We start from the raw sequence: 21,907 nt of genomic DNA on the forward strand, positions 1-21,907 counted from the left end.
GGCAAGAGGCGGGATTGCCCAGTAAGATGAGCAGGCCGTGGATACCCGGGCATTACGGTTATTTGATCTTCGTTTATCAGGAGCAGTTACAGCAGTGAAGCAAAGCAAACGTCATCAGGAGATCGTCGATCTCGTGAAAACCCAGGGCTATGTCAGTACTGACGATCTGGTTGCCCGATTTCATGTCAGCCCGCAAACCATCCGCCGTGATCTGAACGAACTGGCAGAAGAGAATAAAATTCGCCGTCACCACGGTGGGGCGACGGTGCCGTCCAGTTCGGTGAATACCTCCTATACGACCCGGAAAGTGATGCAACTGGCTGAGAAAGACCGGATAGCGCAGGCGATGGCCAAGCATATTCCGGATGGCGCAACCCTGTTTATTGATATTGGCACGACCCCGGAAGCTGTGGCCCGCGCCCTGCTGAACCATACCGATTTAAGGGTGGTGACCAACAACCTCAATGTTGCTGGTATCCTGACGGGTAAAGATGATTGCCGGGTGATTCTGGCCGGTGGCGAGGTGCGAAACCGTGACGGCGGTATCGTGGGTGAGGCCACGCTGGACTTTATTTCACAGTTCCGGCTCGATTTCGGCATTATCGGGATCAGCGGTATTGATCTGGATGGCTCATTGCTGGATTTCGACTACCATGAAGTCCGGGTGAAGCAGGCGATTATTGAGAACAGCCGTTGTGTCATGCTGGGCGTTGACCATACTAAGTTCGGCCGGAACGCGATGGTCAACCTTGGTGATATCAGTCAGGTGGATATGTTGTTCACCAATAAAACGCCGCCTGAGCCGCTGGCGAAGCGGATGGCGGAACTGGAAACTCATCTCGAAATTATTTCCGACTGAAGATTTCAAATTTGAGCGTTTTCGCTCATTTGTGCTCAGACTGATCTTATATCTGCCCCTGAATACTGACAAAGCTGCCCGAACAGGCAGCTTTTTTTGTGCGTATGATCATGTTGGTGTCATATTTCGAGCATAAAAAAGATGATGTCGACGTCGTTTTTGTCTATATTGAGCGATATCGAACATAAAATCGAAATGACGACTTTCGAATGCATGTCCTAATATAAAGCAGAGAGGGATGCAGACGAGTCGATCAATGAAGGGTACAGGTGAAAGGCATGACAGCAGCAAATGAGATTCTGGACATCATCGTCGTCGGCGGTGGGATTAATGGTGCCGGTATAGCGGCCGATGCGGCAGGGCGTGGTCTCAAGGTCGCATTGTTTGAAGCTGAAGACTTTGCCTCGGCGACGTCATCGGCCAGTTCCAAACTGATCCATGGTGGTTTGCGTTATCTGGAGCATTACGAGTTTCGTCTGGTGGGTGAAGCTCTGGCGGAGCGTGAAGTATTGCTGCGAAAAATCCCGCACATTGCCAAGCCGATGCGATTCCGTCTGCCTCATCGCCCGCACCTGAGACCCGCCTGGATGATCCGTGCCGGCCTGTTCCTTTATGATCACCTGGGCAAACGCACGACGTTGCCGGGAAGTGAAGGACTGCGTTTTGGCAATGACTCGGCTTTGGTACCGGAAATCACCCGTGGTTTTGAATATTCCGACTGCTGGGTGGATGATGCCCGTCTGGTGCTACTCAATGCAATGGAAACTGCTGCCCGTGGCGGCGAAGTCCGGAACCGTTGCCGTGTCGAGAAAGCAGAGCGGGATGGCGACATCTGGCGCGTCACTGTCCTGGACAGCCTGACAGGTGAGCGATTTGTGCGCCGCTCACATGCGTTAGTCAATGCGGCTGGTCCATGGGTGAAAACCTTTTATGACACCAGCCTGGAGACTCCGTCTCCGCGTAATATCCGACTGATCAAAGGTTCTCACATCGTGGTGCCTCGTGTGCATGATGAGCCTCAGGCTTATATCCTGCAGAATGAAGATCAGCGTATCGTATTCGTGATCCCTTATCTGGACCGGTTCTCAATCATTGGGACCACGGATGTGGAATATCACGGCGATCCGCGTCAGGTCGCAATCGATGAAGACGAAATCCGCTACCTGCTGAAAGTATACAACGCACACTTCAAACACAAGCTGCAACGGACGGATGTGGTGTGGACTTACTCTGGTGTGCGTCCGCTGTGTGATGATGAATCCGATTCACCGCAGGCCGTGACCCGGGACTACACCCTGGAACTGGAGCAGGAAGGTTCACAGCCGCCGCTGTTGTCTATTTTCGGCGGTAAGCTGACAACGTACCGGAAACTGGCCGAGGCAGCCTTGCGCAAACTGGCTCCTTTTTTCCCGAATATGGGCTCCGCCTGGACTGCCGATGCCTGTCTGCCGGGCGGGGAAGCGGGTTTTGATCTGCCGCGCTTAAGCCGCGAACTGCAGACACGTCATGAGTGGCTGAATGCCTTCACAGCTGAGCGGCTGGCAACTAACTACGGCACCCTGTGCTGGCAGGTGCTGGACGGTGTGAACAGCGAAACCGATATGGGGCAGCATTTTGGTGAAGGCTTCTACGCCCGTGAGCTGGATTACCTGATGAATCATGAATTTGTGAGTAATGCAGAAGATGCCCTGTGGCGACGCAGCAAACTGGGTCTGTATCTGAACAGCGAACAGCAGCAGGCGGTCGCTGAGTATATCGCGGCAAAGCGTGATGGTGCCCATGCTGCGGCATAAGATTTTAACGGGAAACTAAGAACAAAGGCGCTCAATGAGCGCCTTTGCTTTTTTGGAAAGGGGTTTACTGATACAGATACTTGGTAAAGAGCAGTTCGGTCAGTAATTTTTGATTGGTTTCTGCAATCAGCAAATCATTCACTTTGTTCAGACATAGCTGGCGAATGGCTTCTCGGCCGGCCAGTGACTTGATTTTGGCTTCCGGTTGTTCGCCGATGATCTGAATAATGGCGTCCCGGATCAGCGGGGCGTGGTGTTCGACCAGCGGCAGAAAGTCAGGATCGGCAACCATCAGATCCACCTGCAGACGCAGGTAACCCAGCTTTTTGCCCTGGGTGGTGTAATTGGTGGTGATATCCGGCGTCAGCGTAAAATAGCTGTACTGCGGTGTACCGGATGGTGCTGCTTGAGCAAAAGCGGGCTGATTCAGGGTCAACAGCAGCACCGCAAAGGTCAGGAGTAGAGATTTCATCTTGCTATCCATCTGTGTCTGGGAAAAATCTGTTACCCAAGTGCCTACTTTGGCGAGGAATGATATTCCTGTCCGCGACGGCTTGCTACAATAGGGCATCATTCAATGTGATTGATTGAACACATTCTATCACCCTTTACAGGGGCTGTTGATCTTTTGGTAGTCAAATCCGCGCCGGATAATGCCGTTTTTGCAGCAGGTTATGATAACACGCTGTTGTATGGTACCTGGTTGTGTAACTCACGTTTTGTGCCTTGATCTGAAGGCGGTAAAAGTGGGCCCGGGATGAACCCCAAGGACAAGAGTTCCAGGAATTGAATTGGGAAGATGTCGAGATTCAAGCAGATTTATCAGCCTGCGCTGGACAGTGCCGACTGGCAGCTGGCGACGGCACTGCCGCCAGCTCAGGCCGGGCTGGAAAGCTGGCTCCATGAACAGGGTTCGCTGTCGCGCCGCTTTGCCCGCTATTGTCATCAGTTCAGCGTCCGCCTGCTGGGACAGCACCCGGTACGCGCCGGGGCGTTACAGCCGGGAGAACAGCAACTGCTGGGGGATGTGGATTGCCTGGAACGCAGTGTTTTGCTGGAAGGTGACGGTGTTCCCTGGGTATTTGCCCGGACACTGATCCCGTTGCCGACCCTGACCGGTGATGAGCATGATCTGGCACAACTGGGTGAACTGCCGCTGGGCTACCGGGTATTTACGGATCAAAGTGCCCGCCGGGATGCACTGCAGCTCGCGAAACTCAGTCTGGAAGGGAAGCCGCTGTGGGCGCGACGATCCCGCCTGTGGGTCAAGGAAAAACCTATGCTGGTGGCGGAGCTGTTCCTGGCCCCGGCGCCTGTCTATCAGGATGACGGCGAGCTGGGCTCGCCGTTCAAACATCATCTGTCAGTCGCCCATACTCAAAAGCCGGCGACAGGCTTCGAGCAAAAATAGGAGAACCTGGGTTTGGAGATGACCAAGGCAAGGGCGTACTGGCAGCTGGCCCGTATGGACCGCCCGATCGGCAGCCTGCTGCTGATGTGGCCAACGTTATGGGCGTTGTTTCTCGCTGCAGACGGCATGCCGGATTTCAATGTGTTACTGGTGTTTATTCTCGGCGTCTTCAGCATGCGGGCTGCCGGTTGTGTCATCAATGATTATGCCGACCGTCACTTCGACGGCCACGTAAAACGGACTGCTCAGCGCCCCTTGCCATCCGGACGGATCAGCGAGCGGGAAGCGCTGGCCTTTTTTGTGTGTCTATCTCTGATCTCCTTTGGCCTGGTGCTGACCATGAATGCATTGACCATTCAGCTGTCGGTCATCGGACTGATACTTGCCGCCGCTTATCCGTTCATGAAGCGTTATACCCATTTGCCGCAGTTTGTGCTGGGGATGGCGTTTGGCTGGGCGATTCCCATGGCTTATGCCGCCCAGTCAGGAAGTTTGCCTCTCGTTGCCTGGCTGCTGTTTGCTGCCAATATCCTGTGGACCATTGCTTACGACACCCAGTACGCCATGGTTGACCGGGATGATGACCTCAAGGTCGGAATCAAATCGACGGCGATTTTGTTTGGCCGCTACGACAAACGAATCATTGGATTGCTGCAACTGGGTACGCTGGGACTGTTGATGCTGGTGGGGATGCAGCTGGGACTGTCGCAGGTGTATTACTGGGGACTGCTGGGTGCGGCTGCGCTGTTTGTATACCAGCAGATGCTGATCCGGGGCCGGGAACGAGAACCTTGCTTCCAGGCTTTTCTGAATAACAACTATGCCGGTATGGTGGTGTGGCTGGGTATTGCAGCCAGTCTGCTGCTCTGACGCCTTGATGTTCTGAGGTCTGGAAAGATAATCAAACGCCCGCAATTTGCGGGCGTTTTTCGTTTCGGCTTTCAGTTTATGCGTCAGTTGTTTCCGGCGCGGGTTCTTTTTTCTCTTCCCGGTTCATCACTGCCTGAATGGTCAGTTTGACTGACGGTGAGACCAGATCAGCCAGCAGATCGGCCAGCTCAGCCACCGGACGGGACACAGCATGGTTCTCTTCGTTGAGATAGCCTTGCTGGCGCAGGGTTTTCACCAGTGAAGAGAACACCCCTTTGTCGAAGAACTCCGGAGCATTGATCCCGTGCAGACGGCTCAGACGCTGGGCCATCATCTGGCTTTGCTGTTCCAGATCGCTTTTCATCAGTTGTGGCTCACTGCGCAGCAGGGTCAGCGTGATCGCATAGCGTTGCAGAGTTTCACTGATGGTGTTGCCCAGCAATTGCAGCGGCGCGATGCGGGTACTGTTGAGTGACAGCTCATCACCGTCGCTCAGGATCAGTCGCTGGCGGACCAGTTCATCGATCAGAATATCAATCGCATCCGGTAAGTCCGTTTCGTCAAAACGCAGGTACAGCTCTGCTTTGAGGAATGGATACAGCAGGCTGATCTGACGGTGCATTTCTGCCCGGCTCAGGCGCTGGTGGTACACCACAATGTGTGCAATTAGTGAAGGCAGTGCAAACAGATGGATGATGTTGTTGCGGTAATAAGTCATCAGCAGTGATTGTTTGCGATCCAGCGAGACGATGTCGCCCAGAGTGTCGCGTTCTACCAGGAACTTATCCATGCTGATGGCATGTTCAACCAGCGCCGCCGCTTCCTCGGAAGGCAGCGTGCAGTCCGGTGAATACGGTGTATTGCGGAGCAGCTGCAGGTAGCAGTCGATCTGCTGTTCCAGCTCTTCCCGGCTCAGCGCGCGCTGACGTGAAGCCAGCAGCGCCAGGGCGCAGAGGGTCAGGCCGTTGGTGGCGGCAGCATCATTGATGTGAGTCATCATCTTGTCCGCCAGACGGTTGACCACAGGGTTCAGCCATTGCGGGCGTTGTGGTTCGATCGGGTCGACATCCTGACGCCATTCCGGCACCTGTTCATTCAGATACTGGTTCAACGGAATCGGCTCACCGAAGTTGACATAGCCCTGGCCGAAGTTACGCAGTTTGCGCAGGGTACGCAGGACCTGGCCCAGGTTTTCCTTTTCTTTACGTTTTCCGCGCAGCTCTTTGGCGTAGGTGGCCACTTCCATCACATGTTCGTAGCCGATATAGACCGGAACCAGAGTCACCGGGCGGTTCAGGCCACGCAGCATGGCCTGAATGGTCATCGACAACATGCCGGTTTTCGGTGCCAGCAGACGGCCGGTTCGGGAGCGGCCGCCTTCACTGAAGTATTCGACTGAGTAGCCTTTGGCAAAGAGCTCACCGAGATACTCACGGAACACTGTGGAATAGAGGCGGTTGCCTTTAAAGCTGCGGCGAATGAAGAACGCGCCGCCGCGGCGGAAAATCGGTCCGGCCGGGAAGAAGTTCAGGTTGATGCCGGCTGCAATGTGCGGTGGCACCATACCTTCCTGATACAGGACGTATGAGAGCAGCAGGTAGTCCATGTGGCTGCGGTGACAGGGCACGTAGACGATTTCGTGACCATCCTGAGCCAGCTGGCGGACACGCTGTGCGTTGGTAACATTAATACCCTGATAGATGCGGTTCCAGAGCCAGCTCAGGAAGCGATCACCATGGCGGACCAGGCTGTAGGAGAAATCTGCGGCAATTTCTTCCATCATGTCGATGGCTTCTTTGCGGACTTTTTCCAGTGGAACGTCACGGCTGGCGGCTTCTTCCTGGACAACCTTTTCAATGGCTTTAGAAGCCAGCAGGCGGTTAAACAGTGCCTGACGCTGGGGCAGGCGAGGGCCGGCTGCTGCCAGTTTCTGACGGGAGAAATGAATCTTGGCCACCCGTGCCAGCTTAATGGCGATGGTGTCATCGGCGCCGTATTTATCTGCCATGAAACGCAGCGAGACCGTTGGGCTTAAGCGGACCAGACAATCACGGCCCTGCGCCAGGACAGCAAAACATTTTTCCGGGCCATTCAGAGCTTTGAGAATTGGCTTGCCTTCGCCTTCTGTGCCCGGTTTACGGCCCCAGAGCACAGATGCAGGCAGCAGCTGGACGTCAAGTTCACCATCCGTTTTATGGGCGGTCAGTAAATCCGTGAACAGGGCCAGCGATGCTGCCGGGATCTGACCATTGCTGCCGAAAATGCTCGGGCTGTCTGCCACAAACACAAAGCGGGGAAATTCACGGCCGTGAATCACCATGGGCTGCAGCGGATCCGGAAGTCCGTTGGCCCGGGCGGCAGCACTCAGCGTCAGCAAATCGGTTTGCGAGCTGAATGGCAGGGTATAGATAATGGGACGGTTCAGATCCAGTGTGAGTTCTGCCACGGGATCGGATGGAATAGTGCGGGTCTTCACCAGTAAAGAAAGCGGCAAATTCAGTAAACTTTGCGTGATTTTCTGCCAACTTGACATGTTTATAACTAGCCTCGAAAACTTAATGCGAGGCAAGGATAGCAGAAAACGCGCCGGGTTTTGCTGTGAAAAAATCAATACAGCGAGGGAAAATATGAATTTTTTGTCTTCCGGACCCGCTCCGTGCTTTGGGGCGTATTGCATTGATGCTACACCTTTTATATTGAGGTGACTTCGGTATATGGCCTTTTCAAAACAGTGAACACTGGATATACTCACAGTGAACTGTATAAAAAGACAGGGTATGTCATGAAGCCGCTAACGCCACGCCAACAAGAAGTCTTTGATCTCATCAAAGCAAAAATTGAAGAAACCGGGATGCCGCCGACGCGTGCGGAGATTGCCCGTGAACTTGGATTCCGTTCTGCCAATGCGGCAGAAGAGCATTTAAAAGCACTGGCCCGGAAACAGGTGATTGAAATTGTACCGGGTGCCTCCCGCGGGATCCGCCTGCTGGTAAACGACGATGCTGCTGAAGAGCACGGTTTGCCTTTGATTGGCCGGGTTGCAGCCGGAGAGCCGATTCTGGCTCAGGAGCATGTGGAAACTCACTATGATGTCGATCCGTCAATGTTCAAGCCACAGGCAGATTTTCTGCTGAGAGTGAACGGCATGAGCATGAAAGATATCGGGATTCTGGATGGTGACCTGCTTGCGGTTCATAAAACCCAGGATGTCCGCAACGGACAGGTTGTTGTTGCCCGGGTGGATGATGATGTCACCGTGAAGCGTCTGGAGAAAAAAGGCGCTCAGGTTCTGCTGCATGCTGAAAATGAAGCGTTCGAACCGATTGTGGTTGATCTGACTCAACAGCAGCTGACAATTGAAGGAATTGCGGTTGGTGTGATCCGCAATGGTGACTGGAGCTAATTGCACCGGCGTCGCAAAGGGCAGATGATTTCTTTGCAATTATAAATGAGAGTTATTATCATTCCACTATTGCTTTGGAGATGATAATGACAAAATCTGCCCGCTACCATATCCCGGCTGCATTATTACAGCCGCTCTGGCTGCGCAGCCGTGAGAGTCTGGTTGACAATGGGTTGATCTATGACCCCCTCGCTGCAGCGGCCTGCCAGCAATGTCATCTGGCACCGGACTGCCTGACCGGCAATGTCGACCGGCATCAGTTGCTGCATGCAACGCTAACCCTGCTGGTGGATCAGCGTGTGCATCATTTTCTCCGTCGCTTTCCGAACGGCCATGTGATTAATGTCGGGGCCGGGCTGGATACCCGTTTTTATCGTCTGGACAACGGCCGTTGCCGCTGGCTGGAACTGGACTGTGATGAAAATCTGCTGTGGCGCCAGCGCTTGTTCCACCGGAGCGAGCGGTACCGGATGCGTTCAGGCTCGGTGACGGATCTCAGCTGGTTATCTCAGCTGCCGACGTCGTTTTCGTCCCCAGTAATGCTGGTGTGTGATCAGGCCCTGTTACAGGCGACAGAGACCGAGGTTGCCCGCTTTGTGCAGCGCATGGGCTGCCATTTTAATCAGCTGGAGCTTTGTCTGGTCTTGGCTGGAGATCGGTGTGACAGCACGCTAGGTCAGAGTCTGGGCACTCAGACGTATGCGCATGGCTTTGATGATCCGACAGCTCAGTTGCTGCAATGGCTGCCCTGGGCAGAAGTTGTTTCCAGCCATTCTCCGCTGGATGTGTCCTGTCCACGCTGGCGTCCATGGCATCGCTGGTTGTCTCGCCTGTCGGCATTTCGTCACCGCCTGACTCCTGTGGTGACCCATCTGCGTTTTTGAGCCAGGCATTTTGAGCCAAGAATGGTGCCTGCTGATTAACTACCTGAGTCAATGGTCATCATTCTATTGAGATGATCATTCATAATTTTCTGCCAAATTTCTTCAACTGATACCGGAGCCGCGGCTGTTCGGGTCTTGACTATTTCTGACGCAAATTTTTGTTCATTCTCCGAAATCTGTCCTAAGTTAAATGTAAACAAGCTGTTAAGGCTACTTGCGCTGATGAGGAATTCTGGCGGGCAGACTATCGGTCACAACGGACGCGATAGGGCGATTGCCGGTCAGAACGACCGAAGGAGGGATCCGAACAATGATGCGGCAATTGTTTTATGGATTACTGGGCGGATTCGTTTTGCCAGTGATGGCAGAAACCAAATCGATGCCGTTGAATATGACTCAGGGGGTAACCGGGGTCAGTCAGCAGGTGTATTCGCTGCACATGACGATTTTTTATATCTGTGTGGCAATTGGACTGGTGGTCTTCGGCGTGATGTTCTGGGCCATTATTCATCATCGTAAATCACGTGGTGCCGTGGCCGCATCCTTCCATGAAAGCACCCGGGTCGAGTTGCTCTGGACCCTGATCCCCTTTGTGATTCTGATTTTGATGGCGATTCCGGCGACCAAGACCCTGCTGGCGATGGAAGACACCACTCAGCCCGATCTCACTATTCAGATTACCGGTTCTCAGTGGAAGTGGCATTACCGCTATTTCGACGAAGATGTCGCATTTTATTCCAACTTAGCAACTTCAGACGCAGAGATTAACAACGAGCGTCAAAAACGCGGGAATTATCTGCTGGAAGTGGATCACCCGCTGGTTGTTCCGGTTGGTCAGAAAATTCGTTTCCTGATGACCTCGCAGGATGTAATTCATTCCTGGTGGGTGCCGGCATTCGCCGTGAAGAAAGATGCGAATCCGGGCTTTATCAACGAAGCCTGGACCAAAATTGATGAACCCGGGATTTACCGCGGCCAGTGTGCGGAATTGTGCGGTAAGAGCCATGGCTTTATGCCGATTGTAGTCATTGCCAAGCCACAGGCTGAATATGAAGAGTGGCTGCAAACGACCAAGGTGGCTCAGCGGGAAGCGCGTGAGGAAGAGCAGCGACTGCTGGATATGGAAATGCCGATGGATGAGCTGATGGCCATGGGCGAGAAGGTCTACAACACCCGTTGTGCGGTCTGCCATCAGGCCAACGGTCAGGGTTTACCCGGCGCCTTTCCGGCGCTGGCCGGTAGTGCGATTGCGACGGATCCGGCTAAAAAGCTCGAACATATCAGCGTTGTGGTCCACGGGCGAAACGGGACAGCCATGCAGGCATTCGGGCCTCAGCTCAGCCTGAAAGAGCTGGCCGCTGTAATTACATATGAGCGGAATGCCTGGGGAAATAATACCGGTGACACCGTGCAGGCAGCAGAAGTTCAGGCTGTCCTGAAAGGCGAAGCGCTTTAGAGTTGAGGGAGTGACCAATCATGACTGACATGTTGCGTGAGCAGGCGGTGGACGAGACCACCCATACTGAACATGACGCGCATCACCACAGCGGGATTAAGCGCTGGCTGTTTACCACCAACCATAAAGACATCGGTACTTTGTATCTGCTGTTCAGTTTTGCGATGTTCCTGACCGGCGGTGCGATGGCGATGGTGATCCGGGCGGAATTGTTCCAGCCGGGACTGCAACTGGTGGAACCGAACTTTTTTAACCAGATGACGACTGTTCATGGCCTGATCATGGTGTTTGGTGCCGTGATGCCTGCATTTACCGGATTGGCGAACTGGATGGTGCCGATGATGATCGGGGCACCGGATATGGCCTTACCGCGCATGAACAACTGGAGTTTCTGGATCCTGCCTTTTGCTTTTACCATGCTGCTGGCCTCACTGTTTATGGAAGGGGGTGGTCCGAATTTCGGCTGGACTTTCTATGCACCGCTGTCGACCACTTTCAGCCCGCAAAGCACCGGTTTGTTTGTGTTCGCCATCCATATCATGGGGATCAGCTCGATCATGGGGGCGATTAACGTCATCGTCACTATCGTCAACCTGCGTGCACCGGGCATGACTTACATGAAGATGCCCCTGTTTGCCTGGACCTGGCTGATTACGGCATTCCTGCTGATTGCGGTCATGCCGGTACTGGCGGGGGCGGTGACCATGGTGCTGACCGATAAATTCTTCGGGACCAGTTTCTTTGATGCGGCTGGGGGCGGTGATCCCGTGATGTTCCAGCATATCTTCTGGTTCTTTGGTCATCCCGAAGTCTATATCATGATTTTGCCGAGTTTCGGTATCATTTCGGCGATAGTTCCGACCTTTTCCCGTAAAAAGCTCTTCGGCTACAGTTCCATGGTGTACGCGACGGCGTCTATTGCGGGTCTGAGCTTCTTAGTCTGGGCGCACCACATGTTTACCACCGGGATGCCGGTGGCTGCTGAACTGTTCTTCATGTACTGCACCATGCTGATTTCGGTGCCGACTGGGGTGAAAGTCTTTAACTGGGTTGCCACCATGTGGCGTGGCTCACTGACCTTTGAAGTCCCCATGTTGTTTGCGATTGCGTTCATCATTCTGTTCACCATCGGTGGATTCTCGGGGTTGATGCTGGCGATTACGCCGGCGGATTTCCAGTATCACGATACCTATTTTGTGGTGGCGCATTTCCACTATGTGCTGGTGTCCGGAGCGATCTTCTCCATCATGGCCGCGGCTTATTACTGGTTACCAAAATGGACCGGGCACATGTTTGATGAGCGTCTGGCGAAGTGGCATTTCTGGTGCTCGGTGATTTCCGTGAACATCCTGTTCTTCCCGATGCACTTTTTGGGACTGGCGGGGATGCCGCGGCGGATCCCGGATTATGCGCTGCAGTTTGCTGATGTAAATGCCATTGTCAGTATCGGAGGCTTCATGTTTGGCCTGTCGCAACTGATTTTCCTGGCGGTACTCATTAAATGCATTCGCGGCGGCGAACCTGCGGGCGCGAAGCCCTGGGACGGCGCTGAAGGTCTGGAGTGGACGGTTCCGTCACCGGCGCCTCATCACACATTTTCTACCCCACCGAAAGTGGACTAAGGAGGCCATATGGCTGACTCAGAAAAGGGCAAGAAGAAGTCGTTGCTGCTCCTGATTGTGCTGTCACTGGGGATGTTCGGCTTCGCGTTCGCTTTGGTACCGCTGTACAACGTATTTTGCGAGGTGACCGGGATTAACGGCAAAACCTCGGATCAGGCTGCTGTGGCCAGTGAACTGGTCGATGAAAAACGCAGTATCACCGTGGAGTTTATTGCCTATGTGAATCCGGGAATGGCCTGGCGTTTTGAGCCTGAAGTCCGGCGCATGGTGGTTCATCCCGGTGAAACGCACAAGGTTCTGTTTTCGGCAGTGAACCTGACTCAGAAGGACACCGTGGGGCAGGCTGTGCCTTCGGTTTCTCCGGGCCAGGGCGCGCTGTACTTCAATAAAATCGAATGTTTTTGCTTTAACCGTCAGCCACTGGCGGCCGGAGCGTCGGCAGAACTGCCTTTGCTGTTCTACATCGACCCCGAGCTGCCGGAAGATATCAATACCCTGACACTGGCTTACACCTTGTTCAACGCCCAGCCGGACGCTGCGGCACAGACACAATGAGGTCGACCATGGCAAATCCTTACTCAGAGCATGATCAGTCCCTGACTCCGCCGCATGAACCCTATTATGTGCCCAGCGCCAGTGCCTGGCCGATTGTCGGGGCTCTGGCGCTGTTTTTGATTGCCATGGGCGCAGGGTCCACCGTTGGCGGGCTGTTTGGTGGCAATGGTCCCTGGATTCTGATGTCCGGGGTTGGCTTGCTGCTGCTGATGCTGGTGGGCTGGTTCCGCGACGTGATTCGGGAGTCGATGACCGGACTCTACAGCTCCCAGATGGACCGCTCTTTCCGGCAGGGGATGAGCTGGTTCATTTTCTCGGAAGTGATGTTCTTTGCCGCATTTTTCGGCGCGTTATTTTATGCCCGGATGATTGCTGTGCCCTGGCTGGGCGGGGCGGGCAATAACGCCATGACCCATGCCGTCCTGTGGCCTGAATTTGTCGCACACTGGCCGCTGATTCTGACCCCGGGGGGCACGGAAACGCAGGCCATGGAAGCCATTGGTCTGCCTTTTTACAACACCATGATTCTGCTGACCTCATCTGTCACTGTGCATATGGCCCATACGGCGCTGGAGAACGATAACCGTCCGCGCCTGACCCTGTTCCTGCTGCTGACCGTGTTGCTCGGCTGGCTCTTTGTGTATCTGCAGGGGGTGGAGTACATCCATGCTTACGAAGAGATGGGGCTGACGCTGGATTCCGGAATCTACGGGAACACCTTCTTTATGCTGACCGGCTTTCACGGGATGCACGTGACCCTGGGGACCATCATCCTGTTTATTGTCTGGCTGCGGGTGTTGAAAGGGCACTTTTCCTCGGAACATCACTTCGCATTTCAGGCCGGTGCCTGGTACTGGCATTTTGTGGATGTGGTCTGGCTGGGACTGTTTATCTTTGTGTACATCCTTTAGCCGAGTCAGTAAGGGCGAGGGTTCGGTTCGATGAGACCGGTTGCCACCGCCAGTAACAAGAGGGCAAAGAGCAGGACTGAAAACAGTACCCGGCGACCCAGGTAGTGAGACATCGGTTTGCCCTGTTTGCCTTTGAGCATCACAGGCAGTGCCCGGAACAGGTTCAACAGGATAAAAATCAGCAGGCAGACAATCAGGGCTTTCAGCAGCATGGCACCTCCGTGGTTGGCTGAATCAGGGGCGGCTGACACGGGGTTCAGGGCGCGATGAGACGGACAGGATTTGTTCTATTTACTTTGGTGGTCTTCTTCGGGCTGGTCAAGCTGGGAATGTGGCAGCTCTCACGCGGTCAGGAAAAAGAAATTCTGTCGGCAGCACTCAAGCTCAGGGGAGAGCAGACCTACTTCACTGTTGCCAGTTTACCGGAGGATCCGCTGTGGTACCGGGTGAAATTCAGCGGCGAGTTTGACCACAGCAAAGCGATATTGCTGGATAACCAGCTGGATCAGGGGAAGCCGGGCTACCACCTGTTTTATCCGTTCCGGACCGAAAATGGTGCCTGGCTGCTGGTAAATCTGGGGTGGATTGCCGCTCCGCAGTACCGAGAGCAGTTGCCGGTTTTACCGGAACACCACGGACTGGTGCAACTGTCTGGCACCATTGCGCCGCCGTCACAGTTACCGGAGCTGGGCCATGCCGGGGATGAAAACGGCTGGCCCCGAAGGGTCCAGAATATCAGGCCAAAGGTGCTGGCGATAGCAACCGGACTGCCATTGCCGGATTGGGTGGTGCAGATTGCCCCTGATGATCCGCTGGCGCTGAAGCAGAACTGGCAGCCTGTGGTGATGGGGGCGCAGAAACATTATGCCTACGCGGTTCAGTGGTTTCTGATGGCGGTGGCCATCGCCGGACTGGCCTGGTGGTGGCTGAAGCGGCATCCAGCCAGAGAGAAGGGGAATCCGGAATGAAAAAACACCTCAGCCTGTTATTGCTACTACTTGCCTTCGTTCTGCCGGTGATCGCCGCCAAGCTGGTTCTGGAAAACCATTGGTATCAGGGCGGGGTGACAAACCGGGGGCAGTTACTGGAGCAGCCCGTGGTGTCTGACTGGCTGGCGAAACCGGGCAAATGGCAACTGATTTACCTGTTGCCGGACATGTGTGATACCCGGTGCCAGGGCGCTCTGTTTAACCTGCGTCAGGTGCCGCTGGCGATGGGGGCAGAGCTGGAGCGAATTTCCAGTCTGGTTCTGGTGTCTGCAGAACGCAGCGCGGCGCTGCCGGATGCCAGCCGTCTGGTGAGCGGAGGCGGGGTGGTTCTGGCTGCACCGGAGCCGGTTCTCCGCCAGTTTCAGAAGCTGGAGCAGGAGAGTATCGGGGCGATTTACATCGCTGATCCTCAGGGGAATGTGATGATGGCGTACCCGCTGGTTGAGGGCAAAACGCAGGTACTGGCTCAGGGCAAGGACATACTTCGCGATCTCAAACGTTTACTCAAAGTTTCCAAGATAGGCTGATGGAGCATATCTCATGTACTCAGTCTCAAAAGCTAAGGAGTGGCGATGTTTCCGACGGTTTCTTCTCAATCCCGCCAACCGGACCGACTGTTGACCTGGCTGGTTGGTCTGACTTTTCTGCTGGCTGTGACCGTGATTGCGCTGGGCGCCTATACCCGGCTGACGGAAGCCGGGCTGGGGTGTCCGGACTGGCCCGGCTGTTATGGTTTTCTGAGTGTGCCGCAAACGGATGCCCAGCACGCCATGGCCCGGCAGGCGTTTCCTGAGCACCCGGTGGAAGTTCACAAAGCCCGGAATGAAATGCTGCACCGCTATGTGGCGGGCTCTCTGGGACTGCTGATTCTGGCGATCAATCTGCTGGCCTGGCGTCGAAGTGACCGGCCGCGTCGGTTACCGCTGGTTTTACTGGGAATCGTGTTCGGTCAGGCCATGCTGGGGATGTGGACCGTGACCATGGCCCTCAAGCCTGTGGTGGTCATGGGTCATTTGTTGGGTGGGTTTACGACGGCCAGCCTGTTGCTGGTGCTCTGGCTGCGGCTGGTTAATGCTAATCGGACAGCCAGCCGGGCACGAGCGACCGGTGCGCCCATTCCCTTTGGTGTCCGGCGGCTGGCGGTGGCTGCACTGGTGGTGGTGGCGCTGCAAATTGCTCTCGGCGGCTGGACGGCTGCCAACTACGCCGCAGTGGTCTGTACCCAGTTGCCGGTCTGTGAAGTGGACTGGGTCAGCAAGTTTGATATCACGGCCTTTGAGCCCTGGCAGCCGGGGTTTCAGACCTATCAGTATGGCGTGCTGAATTTTGACCAGCGGGTGTCTATTCATGCGGCGCACCGGATCGGCGCCATGATCACGACGCTGGTGGTGCTGTTGCTGGGCTGGCGGCTGTGGCGAATAGGCTGGCGCCGTCATGCGATGGCAGTGATGCTACTGCTGGCTGTGCAGGCCGGGCTGGGGGTAACCAATGTGCTGGCCAGTCTGCCCTTGCCGGTTGCTGTCGCCCATAACCTCGGCGGATTGTGTCTGTTGCTGGGGATGCTTGCGACTTGTCTGGTGTTGTATCGTGCGCGTCCGGTCGTGAGGGAGGAGAGCGCAGCAACTTTATCTCAATCAACAATATCTCAATCAACAATGAACCACGACAGGTTAACCGGGCAAAGATCCAGACAGGGAACTTTGAACGGCATGACGCCGAAGTCGGGCTGACACCCGCAGGATGATTCAGGGAGGAAAGGAATATGGCGAAATCACAGATACTGGAACAGCGCCAGATAGCTTTGTCTGGCCGCCACTGGCGTCAGATCGGCCGCGATTACCTGATCATGACCAAGCCGAAGGTTGTCGCCATGCTGCTGTTAACCGCACTGGTGGGAATGTGCCTGGCGGTGCCCGGTATTCCGCCGTTGAAGGCTGTGCTGCTGGGGTTATTCGGGATTGGTTTTCAGTCGGCCGCTGCCGCGGCGCTGAATCATGTGCTGGACCGGCAGCTCGACGCCAAAATGGCACGCACGCATCATCGCCCGCTGGCCCGGGGACGGGTGCCGACCCTCAATGCCGTGATCTTTGCAACCCTGCTGATGGTCATTGGCTTTGTCTTGCTGTGGCAGTTGAATGCACTGACGGCCTGGCTGACCTTTGCCAGTCTGGTGGGGTATGCACTGGTTTATACGGTCTGGCTCAAACACGCGACGCCTCAGAATATCGTCATCGGTGGTCTGGCGGGGGCTGCCCCACCGCTGCTTGGCTGGGCGGCGGTCACCGGCCAGTTTGATCCCCATGCGCTGCTGCTGGTGATGCTGGTGTTTGCCTGGACCCCGCCGCATTTCTGGGCGCTGGCCATTCATCGGCGGGATGATTACGCCAAGGCTGATATTCCGATGCTCCCGGTGACGCATGGCATCGCTTTCACCAAAACCATGGTGCTGCTTTATACCCTCTTGCTGACGCTGACCGGCCTGCTGCCCTGGCTGACCGGCATGAGCGGTTTGTTGTACCTGATCGGCAGTCTGGCTCTGAATCTCGGATTTGTGGGTTATGCCCTGAAGCTGAAGTTTGCCGATCAGCCCGGTCATGCCTGGGCGACATTCAAATACTCGATCTGGCATCTGCTGGGGCTGTTTCTGGTGCTGCTGGCCGATCACTGGCTGATGGTGGTTCTGCAATAATCAGGCGATGGCCGGCGGTGAATTGTCTCGCTGCCAGCGAACCTTTACACTCTGCGGCTGAAGTATTTGAAGAATCATGGAGTTCCCGTGCTGGCCGCATTAAAAGATGTCACTCTTCACCGTCAGGTTTTCGCACTGGCGCTTCCCATGGTCTTATCGAATATCACGGTACCGCTGCTCGGGCTGGTGGATGCTGCGGTGATCGGTCATCTGGAGCATGCCTGGTATCTGGGCGGAGTGGCCATCGGCGGCACCATGATCAGTGTGACCTTCTGGCTGCTCGGATTTCTGCGGATGGCAACCACCGGGCTCTGTGCTCAGGCGTATGGCGCCAGCAATAAAAAAGCTCAGGCGATGGTGTTGTTGCAGGGGCTGGCGCTGGCCTGGGGACTGGCGTTACTGCTGATCCTCTGCCACCGCCTGATCGCCGGGACGGTGTTCCATTTCAGTGATGCCAGTGACGCCGTGAAAACCTATGCGGATCAGTATTTCTCCATCCGGATTTGGGGTGCCCCGGCAGCTCTGGCGAATTTCGTGATCATGGGCTGGCTGCTGGGCAGTCAGAATGCCCGTTTGCCGATGTGGTTACTGATCATCACCAACAGTATGAACATTTTGCTGGATGTGGTGTTCGTTCTCGGGCTGGGCTGGCAGGTGAAAGGGGCGGCGGCAGCATCGGTGATTGCAGAGTACAGCGGGATGGTGCTGGGCTTGTCTTTTGTATCACGTCAGTGGCTGGTTCACGCGCTGCCGGATTGGCGCAAACTGCTGAATCAGGTCGGTCAGGGGGTTGATCGCTTGCTTCGTCTCAACCGGGATATTTTTCTGCGGAGCTTGTGCCTGCAACTGGCATTCAGTTTTATGACCTTTCAGGGGGCGAGTCTGGGCGATAATGTCGTGGCTGCCAATGCGGTGCTGATGAGCTTCCTGATGCTGGTGTCCTATGGGATGGACGGTTTTGCCTACGCAATGGAAGCCATGGTCGGGAAGGCAATTGGCGCCAGAAACCGGGATGCACTCGGGCGGACCCTGATCAGCACGACATTCTGGAGCCTGGTCATTGCTGTGCTGATGACACTGGCCTTTTCATGCTTTGGTCCGCAAATCATCAGTCTGATTTCCGATATTCCCGCGGTTCAGTCAGAAGCTTCCCGTTACTTGCCCTGGCTGGCGGCTGTGCCTTTGGTCTCGATGTGGTGCTTCTTGCTGGATGGTATTTTCATCGGAGCGACCCGGGGGCGGGAAATGCGGAACAGTATGTTCGTGGCGACCTGTACATTCTTTCTGATCTGGCAATTATTCCACAGCTTCGGAAACCATGCGCTGTGGGCAGCAATGTTGGCGTTTCTTGGCATGCGCGGTCTGTCGCTGGCGGCTATTTTTGTCTATCAGTGGCAAAAAAATATTTTTCTTGAAGAGGCCAGTGCCAACAAATAGTTAGCATATTTTATGCTGCTTAATCCATCAGGATCTGTTTAATCATCTGTCCTTTCTCATTGAAAGTGTTTAAAATATAGCCTGTTTTTTGATTTGACAGGTTGAAAATGAAACGAAAATTCGGTGCTTTTTTATTGCTTATTATGAGCTTAGGCTGGTGTTTTCATGCGAGTGCCATGCCGTCCGGTTCCAAAATTTCAGTGACGGCTACGGCCTATAATTCGCTGTCTTCCCAGACAGACGGGAACCCTTCCATTGCTGCCTGGGGAGACCGGCTCAAACCGGGAATGAAGGCAATTGCAGTCTCCCGGGATCTGCTGAGAATGGGCTTGAAACACGGTTCCAAAGTAAAAATCTCCGGTCTGCCGGGTGAATATGTGGTGCTGGATAAAATGCACCGTCGCTGGTCAAAGAAGATTGATATCTACATGGGGCGCGATGTGAGAGCGGCCAAGAACTGGGGCCGACGAAAGGTAACCATCACGGTCGTCGAAGCCTGATACGCAAAATACCTAGCCGAATAATCAACGACATTATCCTGATAGGCATTAAGCGAAGTACAAAGCAGACAGACAGCAAAAAAGCCGCAGTTGCGGCTTTTTGTTTATCTGTTGTTGAGCGGGTCAGTGTAGGGAGCTTACCCGATTCAACTCAGTAGTAAGAGTGATCGCCGCGTGCGTGTTCGGTCACATCGCGCACACCGGTCAGTTCACCGCTGAACTCCGCCAGCAGCTGTTTTTCGATCCCTTCTTTCAAGGTCACGTCGACCATTGAACAGCCATTACAACCGCCGCCGAACTGCAGAATTGCCACGCCGTCTTCGGTGATTTCTGACAGGGTTACATGACCGCCGTGTCCTGCCAGTTGCGGGTTGACCTGAGTCTGGATCACATAGTCCACGCGCTCCATCAGCGGTGCGTCGTTGGACACTTTGCGGACTTTGGCGTTCGGTGCTTTCAGGGTCAGCTGAGAGCCCATTTTGTCGGTGACAAAATCGATCTCTGCATCTTCCAGAAATGGCAGGCTCAGCTCATCGATATAAGCAGAAAACATGTTGAACTTCAGTTCAGTGTCACTGGCTTCGATGGCTTCCGGCGGACAGTAAGATACGCCGCATTCAGCGTTCGGGGTACCCGGGTTGACCACGAAGACACGGATGTTGGTGCCTTCCGGCTGCTGGGCCAGCAGCTTAACGAAATGCTGTTGCGCAGTTTCTGAAATAGTAATCATAGACACGACGTTATACCTGACTTAGTAAGCGTAAAACTTATTCTACTCTCTGGCGCGGGAACACGCACCCATGAATCTTGTGTGGTTTTTTTGAACAGCAGCCCGTCTCGCCTCCGGATCAGCGCTGATGCGGTGTGAATCCCAGGCAATACACATCAATCCGGCTGACATGTTGCTGTCTGAGCAGTTGTGCCAGAACCGACACCGTACTGCCGGTAGTGACGACATCGTCCACCAGGGCGACGTGCGCCGGCCACGTTCTACTATTCAGTATAAATGCCTGCCGGAGATTCTGCAGACGGGCCTGCCGGGTCAGCTGATGCTGAGGGCGGGCCCATTGTGTCCGTCGCAAAGCCCGACTGTCGGTTTCCCCGCCCGTCAGTGCCGCGAGTGCATCCGCCAGCAGGGCACTCTGGTTGAACCCTCGCATCAGGCGTCGCCAGGGATGCATGGGAACCGGCAGCAGCAGGGGCGCGGGATCGGTAAGCTGCGCGGCCAGTAACCGGGCCAGCGGCTGACTCAGCCAGAACTTGCGCTGAAACTTGTACTGCTGGATCAGACGATTCAGCGGAAACGCATATTCACCCAGCCGGACAAGGCGATCCCAGGGCGGTGGCTGGCGCAGGCAGTAGCCGCAGTGAGGGACTGGCTCCGGGGCCGTGGCTCCGCATCGGTGGCAGTACGGTGGCTGAGGCAGGCTGGTCAGACAGGGCTGACACCACAAGTGATCGCCGTCACGCAGTGGTAAACGACAGAGTGCGCATTGCTGGTTTGGCCAGCGAAAGATTGATCTTACGGCCACAGGGGATAACATCCTTGCCATCCGGTTTTTTGGTAAAGGAAGTGTACATGGCGGCATCGGTCTACTGGCAAACATTCGGTCCCGAGACGGGACAGAGTTCCGATCTGGTTCTCATTCACGGCTGGGGAATGAACGGCGCCGTGTGGCAGCATCTGGTCCCACAGCTGGAAAGCCGCTACCGGATTCACGTGGTGGATATGCCGGGCTATGGTCACAGTGCTGAGGTTTCAGCCGGGACCGTCGAAGCGATGGCGGAATCTTTGCTGCACGGTGCGCCGGAAGAAGCCGTCTGGCTGGGCTGGTCACTCGGTGGTCTGGTCGCCAAGCAGGCGACACTGATGGCCCCGGCACGTGTCAGTAAGTTGGTCACCGTTGCGAGTTCTCCCTGTTTTGCGGCCACGGACGACTGGCGCGGGATCAAACCTCAGGTTCTGAGCGATTTCCAGCAGCAGCTCAGTGAAGATTTTGCCATGACCGTCGAACGCTTTATGGCGTTGCAGGCCATGGGGAGTCCCACGGCCCGACAGGATATCAAACAGCTCAGGCAGGCTGTGCTGTCTCGTCCGCAACCGTCACCGGCAGCGCTGGCGCAGGGGCTGGAGATGCTGGCTGAAGTGGATTTACGCAAACATCTGACTCAGATTCGCCAGCCCTGGCTGCGTCTGTATGGCCGGCTGGATGGTCTGGTACCGGCAAAAGTGGCCTCGGATATGGATCTGCTGGCGCCGGATTCTCAGAAAATGATGTTTACCAAGGCATCACATGCACCTTTTATTTCCCATCCGGAAGATTTCATCGGTGCGCTGCAAGCCTTTATGGAGGAATCGCTGCCGGAGACTGCCGCGACCACTCCGGTATAAAGATTAAAGTCTGTGATTGGGTGGCCGATAATCTTTGAATCATGGCGTTTTTTTCTGCCATGATAAAGGTATCAGTGAGGCGCACGGCGGCATGGGCTTGAGTGCGCAGGATGAGTGACAGTGTTGCAGTCTGAAG

22 protein-coding genes are annotated in these 21,907 nt (G+C 55.1%); 17 read left to right on the forward strand and 5 right to left on the reverse strand.

What is annotated here, in order from left to right; genetic code table 11:
- The first annotated feature begins 94 nt into the window (after positions 1–94).
- A complete protein-coding gene (locus SPK40_RS18900) occupies positions 95–859 on the forward strand; it encodes a DeoR/GlpR family transcriptional regulator (protein ID WP_248144532.1) in 765 nt (254 codons plus the stop codon).
- Positions 860–1,137: 278 nt separating this feature from the next.
- Positions 1,138–2,652: a glycerol-3-phosphate dehydrogenase gene (glpD, locus tag SPK40_RS18905; RefSeq protein WP_330961531.1), complete on the forward strand. Its 1,515-nt coding sequence runs from the start codon at positions 1,138–1,140 to the stop codon at positions 2,650–2,652.
- Positions 2,653–2,716: 64 nt separating this feature from the next.
- Here the strand turns inward: glpD and SPK40_RS18910 are convergent, their stop codons facing one another.
- On the reverse strand, positions 2,717–3,124 hold the full coding sequence (locus SPK40_RS18910; RefSeq protein ID WP_248144530.1) for a flagellar basal body-associated protein FliL: 408 nt from the start codon (positions 3,122–3,124) through the stop codon (positions 2,717–2,719).
- 327 nt (positions 3,125–3,451) lie between these two features.
- Here SPK40_RS18910 and SPK40_RS18915 point away from each other — a divergent pair, with 327 nt between their 5' ends.
- On the forward strand, positions 3,452–4,063 hold the full coding sequence (locus SPK40_RS18915) for a chorismate--pyruvate lyase family protein (RefSeq protein WP_330961532.1): 612 nt from the start codon (positions 3,452–3,454) through the stop codon (positions 4,061–4,063).
- 12 nt (positions 4,064–4,075) lie between these two features.
- Entirely contained in the window at positions 4,076–4,933 is an 858-nt protein-coding gene (ubiA, locus tag SPK40_RS18920) for a 4-hydroxybenzoate octaprenyltransferase (protein ID WP_330961533.1), read from the forward strand.
- A gap of 76 nt (positions 4,934–5,009) precedes the next feature.
- On the opposite strand, the gene plsB is transcribed toward ubiA, so the two are convergent.
- Positions 5,010–7,466, reverse strand: coding sequence for a glycerol-3-phosphate 1-O-acyltransferase PlsB (gene plsB / locus SPK40_RS18925; protein ID WP_248144527.1), 2,457 nt, complete (start codon positions 7,464–7,466; stop codon positions 5,010–5,012).
- A 249-nt stretch (positions 7,467–7,715) separates the two neighbouring features.
- Between plsB and lexA the strand changes: the two genes are divergently transcribed.
- The 6 genes from lexA (at position 7,716) to SPK40_RS18955 (ending at position 13,764) form a co-directional block, all read left to right on the forward strand.
- Complete coding sequence (gene lexA / locus SPK40_RS18930; RefSeq protein ID WP_248144526.1) at positions 7,716–8,336, forward strand: transcriptional repressor LexA; 621 nt, start codon at positions 7,716–7,718, stop codon at positions 8,334–8,336.
- 86 nt (positions 8,337–8,422) lie between these two features.
- Positions 8,423–9,220 carry a class I SAM-dependent methyltransferase gene (locus tag SPK40_RS18935; RefSeq protein ID WP_330961534.1) on the forward strand — a complete coding sequence of 266 codons (798 nt, stop codon included), beginning with the start codon at positions 8,423–8,425 and terminating at the stop codon, positions 9,218–9,220.
- Between the two features lie 310 nt (positions 9,221–9,530).
- Complete coding sequence (gene coxB / locus SPK40_RS18940) at positions 9,531–10,676, forward strand: cytochrome c oxidase subunit II (protein ID WP_330961535.1); 1,146 nt, start codon at positions 9,531–9,533, stop codon at positions 10,674–10,676.
- A gap of 20 nt (positions 10,677–10,696) precedes the next feature.
- Entirely contained in the window at positions 10,697–12,298 is a 1,602-nt protein-coding gene (ctaD, locus tag SPK40_RS18945) for a cytochrome c oxidase subunit I (protein ID WP_248144523.1), read from the forward strand.
- Positions 12,299–12,307: 9 nt separating this feature from the next.
- Positions 12,308–12,853 (forward strand): cytochrome c oxidase assembly protein, encoded by a 546-nt coding sequence (locus tag SPK40_RS18950; protein WP_248144522.1) that lies wholly within the window; start codon positions 12,308–12,310, stop codon positions 12,851–12,853.
- Between the two features lie 8 nt (positions 12,854–12,861).
- Positions 12,862–13,764 carry a cytochrome c oxidase subunit 3 gene (locus SPK40_RS18955; RefSeq protein ID WP_330961536.1) on the forward strand — a complete coding sequence of 301 codons (903 nt, stop codon included), beginning with the start codon at positions 12,862–12,864 and terminating at the stop codon, positions 13,762–13,764.
- Positions 13,765–13,769: 5 nt separating this feature from the next.
- On the opposite strand, the gene SPK40_RS18960 is transcribed toward SPK40_RS18955, so the two are convergent.
- On the reverse strand, positions 13,770–13,976 hold the full coding sequence (locus SPK40_RS18960; protein ID WP_248144520.1) for a DUF2909 family protein: 207 nt from the start codon (positions 13,974–13,976) through the stop codon (positions 13,770–13,772).
- A 54-nt stretch (positions 13,977–14,030) separates the two neighbouring features.
- Here SPK40_RS18960 and SPK40_RS18965 point away from each other — a divergent pair, with 54 nt between their 5' ends.
- From SPK40_RS18965 to SPK40_RS18990, 6 genes are all read left to right on the forward strand, one after another.
- Positions 14,031–14,732: an SURF1 family protein gene (locus SPK40_RS18965; RefSeq protein WP_330961537.1), complete on the forward strand. Its 702-nt coding sequence runs from the start codon at positions 14,031–14,033 to the stop codon at positions 14,730–14,732.
- On the forward strand, positions 14,729–15,280 hold the full coding sequence (locus SPK40_RS18970) for a cytochrome oxidase (RefSeq protein ID WP_330961538.1): 552 nt from the start codon (positions 14,729–14,731) through the stop codon (positions 15,278–15,280). The genes SPK40_RS18965 and SPK40_RS18970 overlap by 4 nt, the downstream gene beginning before the upstream one ends.
- 45 nt (positions 15,281–15,325) lie before the next feature.
- Positions 15,326–16,483 carry a COX15/CtaA family protein gene (locus tag SPK40_RS18975; protein ID WP_330961539.1) on the forward strand — a complete coding sequence of 386 codons (1,158 nt, stop codon included), beginning with the start codon at positions 15,326–15,328 and terminating at the stop codon, positions 16,481–16,483.
- 32 nt (positions 16,484–16,515) lie between these two features.
- Positions 16,516–17,442: a heme o synthase gene (gene cyoE / locus SPK40_RS18980; protein ID WP_330961540.1), complete on the forward strand. Its 927-nt coding sequence runs from the start codon at positions 16,516–16,518 to the stop codon at positions 17,440–17,442.
- Between the two features lie 87 nt (positions 17,443–17,529).
- Positions 17,530–18,879 (forward strand): MATE family efflux transporter DinF, encoded by a 1,350-nt coding sequence (gene dinF, locus SPK40_RS18985; RefSeq protein WP_330961541.1) that lies wholly within the window; start codon positions 17,530–17,532, stop codon positions 18,877–18,879.
- Between the two features lie 143 nt (positions 18,880–19,022).
- On the forward strand, positions 19,023–19,379 hold the full coding sequence (locus SPK40_RS18990; RefSeq protein WP_371929387.1) for a 3D domain-containing protein: 357 nt from the start codon (positions 19,023–19,025) through the stop codon (positions 19,377–19,379).
- A gap of 151 nt (positions 19,380–19,530) precedes the next feature.
- Here SPK40_RS18990 and nfuA read toward each other — a convergent pair whose 3' ends face one another.
- Both nfuA and SPK40_RS19000 read right to left on the reverse strand, forming a co-directional pair.
- Entirely contained in the window at positions 19,531–20,109 is a 579-nt protein-coding gene (nfuA, locus tag SPK40_RS18995; RefSeq protein ID WP_442957593.1) for an NfuA family Fe-S biogenesis protein, read from the reverse strand.
- 118 nt (positions 20,110–20,227) lie between these two features.
- Positions 20,228–20,911 (reverse strand): ComF family protein, encoded by a 684-nt coding sequence (locus SPK40_RS19000; protein ID WP_330961543.1) that lies wholly within the window; start codon positions 20,909–20,911, stop codon positions 20,228–20,230.
- A gap of 47 nt (positions 20,912–20,958) precedes the next feature.
- On the opposite strand from SPK40_RS19000, the gene bioH reads away from it, so the two are divergent.
- A complete protein-coding gene (gene bioH, locus SPK40_RS19005; RefSeq protein WP_330961544.1) occupies positions 20,959–21,771 on the forward strand; it encodes a pimeloyl-ACP methyl ester esterase BioH in 813 nt (270 codons plus the stop codon).
- The last annotated feature ends 136 nt before the right edge of the window (positions 21,772–21,907 follow it).

Origin of the sequence: Photobacterium sp. 53610 (assembly GCF_036409375.1) — a bacterium.
Classification (GTDB): domain Bacteria; phylum Pseudomonadota; class Gammaproteobacteria; order Enterobacterales; family Vibrionaceae; genus Photobacterium.